General features: G+C 63.9%; 4 protein-coding genes. All 4 read right to left on the reverse strand.

Going from position 1 to position 2977, the window contains the following annotated elements; all coding sequences use genetic code 11:
* Positions 1 to 538 (reverse strand): PAS domain-containing protein (locus tag BRAO375_RS07795; protein ID WP_139031337.1); only part of this gene is annotated, 538 nt, incomplete at its 3' end.
* A complete protein-coding gene (locus BRAO375_RS37905) occupies positions 525 to 884 on the reverse strand; it encodes a PAS domain S-box protein (protein ID WP_244423132.1) in 360 nt (119 codons plus the stop codon). The genes BRAO375_RS37905 and BRAO375_RS07795, both read right to left, overlap by 14 nt.
* A 619-nt stretch (positions 885 to 1503) precedes the next feature.
* Positions 1504 to 1788 (reverse strand): hypothetical protein, encoded by a 285-nt coding sequence (locus tag BRAO375_RS39005; RefSeq protein ID WP_502688867.1) that lies wholly within the window; start codon positions 1786 to 1788, stop codon positions 1504 to 1506.
* Positions 1789 to 1816: 28 nt separating this feature from the next.
* A partial coding sequence (locus tag BRAO375_RS07810; protein WP_035639506.1) for a PAS domain-containing protein occupies positions 1817 to 2977 on the reverse strand: 1161 nt, incomplete at its 5' end.

Here is a 2977-nt window from a genome sequence, read left to right on the forward strand (position 1 = left end):
GGAGGCCCTGCACGCGGGCCAGCGCCTCCAGCCGATGGTTGAACTCCTCTCGAAATGCCGCTGTGGGACCGGTCTGCGCCATGGTCTGCTGCGCGATGGAGCGTACGACCGCGATCAGGTTGCGCGTGCGGTGTTGCAACTCGGCCACCATAATGGCCTGACGCTCCTGCAACTGCTTCAGCTGCTGCACGTCAGTGGTGGTGCCGAGCCACTCGATCACGCGACCACCTGCATCGTGCACGGGCAGTGACCGGGTGTGGTGCCAGAGATAATGTCCGTCCGAGGCACGCCGAACCCGGTGCTCGACGTCGACACCGCCATTGCGGAGGGCTTCCGCCCAGGACGCCATGACGGCTGAACGATCCTCGGGATGTACCGCCTCCAGCCAGCCAAGTCCGAGGCTTTCGTCCGCAGTCTGCCCAGTCCAGCCCTGCCATTGCGGGCTCGACCACGTCCAGCGCCCCTCATCGGCCGAGCGCCAGACAAGCTGTGGGATGCCCTCGGTCAGCGTCCGGAGCCGCTCCTCACTCTCGGCCAAGGCCTGCTGTACCCGCCGGGTCTGTCACATCTTGCCCGATCTTGATGAACTCGCGGATTCCGCCGCTGCCTGCAAGAGGTTGAGTGGAGCCATGAATGAAGATGCGCGATCCGTCCTTCCGGAGGTGCTCTCGGACATTGGGGGCAATCCCTTGGAGCAGGGCTCTCTCCCTCTCCTTCTGAGGCTCCCCGCTCGCGACATCCTCTGGCACGAACGTCGTATCGACAGAGCGGCCCAGGATTTCCCCCTCGGACCAGCCGAATACGGCCGCAGCACCTGCGGGCCAGGACGTGATAATGCCGTCCCGGTCCATGGTGAAGATCGCGTAGTCGCGGACACTCTCCACCAGCAAGCGAAATCGCTCCTCGCTCTCGCGCAGCTTGCTTGTGCGACCTCGTCTTGAAGGCGTAGCACCTCACTCTGCGCGCGCTTCCAATCGGTGATGTCCCTCGTTGTCGTGGCGACCCCGTCGCCGAGCTTGACGACAGACTGGTAGAACCATCCGTCGAACTGTTCGTGCACATAGTGCCGCTCAGCCTGCTCCGGCACGCCCGTCTCGGTCACCCGCTTGAAGGCATCGAAGATGCCTTCGACCAGCACCCCTGGATTGCGCTGGAGCAGACTCTCGCCACGAACTTCGCCGTATCGGGTCTCGGACGTGTGGTTGTTCAGCAACCAGCGGAAATCTATGATATCTCCGGCTTGGTCGCGGATGGCCTCGAAGACCTGAACCATATCAGGGGAGGAGTCCATCGTTCCCTGGAGCAGGTCACGGCTCGCCTGAAGCTCGGCCGTGCGCTCCTGAACCTGGCGTTCGAGCTCGCTGTGAGATTTGCTCTGCGCATTACTCAAGGCCGATTCCGTCCGGCGCCGTTCCATCAATTCCGCCGCCTGCCGGGCAAGCAGGTCGAGAAAGCGCAGTTGCTCCTCGCTCGGGCGAAATCCCGCCGTCCGCCAGTGCGTGTTCAGCATGCCAATCGGGAGCCATCTCGAGAGAGCAGCGGAGCCGCCATAGCCGAGCTGAACCCGGCCTCGACGTGCAATCGACAGGCTTCGTCGTCAGGACTTTGCTCGAAGTCAACGAAGGTGCGCTGGCCGGTTCTCAGCGCAAGCCCACAGGCCGTGCTGCTGGAGGCGTCAACCTGGTGAAAATGGTCGGCGATCCCGCCGGGGATGCCTCGGCTTACGAACAGGACCAGAGAGTTCGTTTCTGAATCGTAGACCTGGACCGTCCCCGCGTCGGCGGACATGATGGCTATGGCGGTGTCGAGCACATCGTCATAAATCGCCTGTCCACTCTCCTCGGTCACGAGCCGAGCCGCCAAATCGCGCAGCAAGGAGGTGTGCCTCAGTTCCGTTTCCAGACGCGCCTCGCTGTCGCGCAATCTTTGCTCGGCAAGTCTCTGCTCGGTGATGTCGAAGCTGAACCCCATTGATGATCCAGGGCTTGTCGCGCTCGGCGCGGCCGCGCCATTGGATCCAGCGCCCGGCGGTGGGCCCGTGCGCCACCTGCACCTGATCTTGCATGTCTTCGCCGGGCGCGATTGGCCTAGCCATCACGGCCTCGAGCGCAACTGCGCCTTCTGGATGCATCCGATCGATGTAGACCGAAACCGAATGCGGCTTGTCGCCCAAGGACATGCCCCACAGCCGCTGAAACGGCGCGTCCGATCGAACCATGCGGTTCCGGGTGTCCCATCTCCAGGCGCCCATGCCGCCGCTCTCCAGCGCAATCCGGCGAAGCTCCTTGCTCTGCCGCAACGCGGTCTCTGCGCGTTGTCGTTCGCTGATATCCCTGCCGATGGTTTGCCACTGCCCATCAGGCGCGACGGAGTGGCTGAGTTCGAGCGGGATGTATGTTCCGTCGGCTCGCCTGATGTCCCAGAGCTCGGTGACATGCCGGCCGGCCGCAAGAGCCTTCATCAATTCTCGCAACCGAGGCAGGTCTTCAGCACGGATAATGTCGAACATCGACAGCCGAAGATGTTCCTCCGCGGCATAGCCAAGCAACTGGCAAGCGGCTGGATTGACGGCGACGAACTTGCCGTCCTGGTCGGCTAGCCAGATGCTGTCGACCGCTCGCTCGAAAAGCGCTCGATATCGCTCTTCCTTTTCGCGGAGTGCGCGCTGCGCCCTTACGCGCTCGGTCGCCTCGATCAAGGTCTGCAGAGCGCCCGCGACACCGCCCGCCTCATCCCGGATCGGCGACCAGTCCGTATCGAAGATGCGCTCCTCCATTGTTCCGTCCGGCCCGCGCAGCGCGACGGCGAAACCGGTGAGGCGCGTCGCCCGGCCGGCGCGCGAGGATTGCAGGAGCGGGGCAATCACCGTCTCGTAAGCGTCAGGCCAACCGTCGACCACGGCGCGGCCGAGAAGGGCGGGGTGGCGATCCCTGGCGATCTTGACGTAACTGTCATTGTAGAGCTGGACGCTCGCAGG

Source organism: Bradyrhizobium sp. ORS 375 (genome assembly GCF_000239775.1).
Classification (GTDB): Bacteria; Pseudomonadota; Alphaproteobacteria; order Rhizobiales; family Xanthobacteraceae; genus Bradyrhizobium.

Bases quoted from the DNA above. Each gene is read 5' to 3' on its own strand.
- BRAO375_RS39005 (WP_502688867.1), bottom strand. From the start codon at position 1,788: ATGTCCGCCGACGCGGGGACGGTCCAGGTCTACGATTCAGAAACGAAC.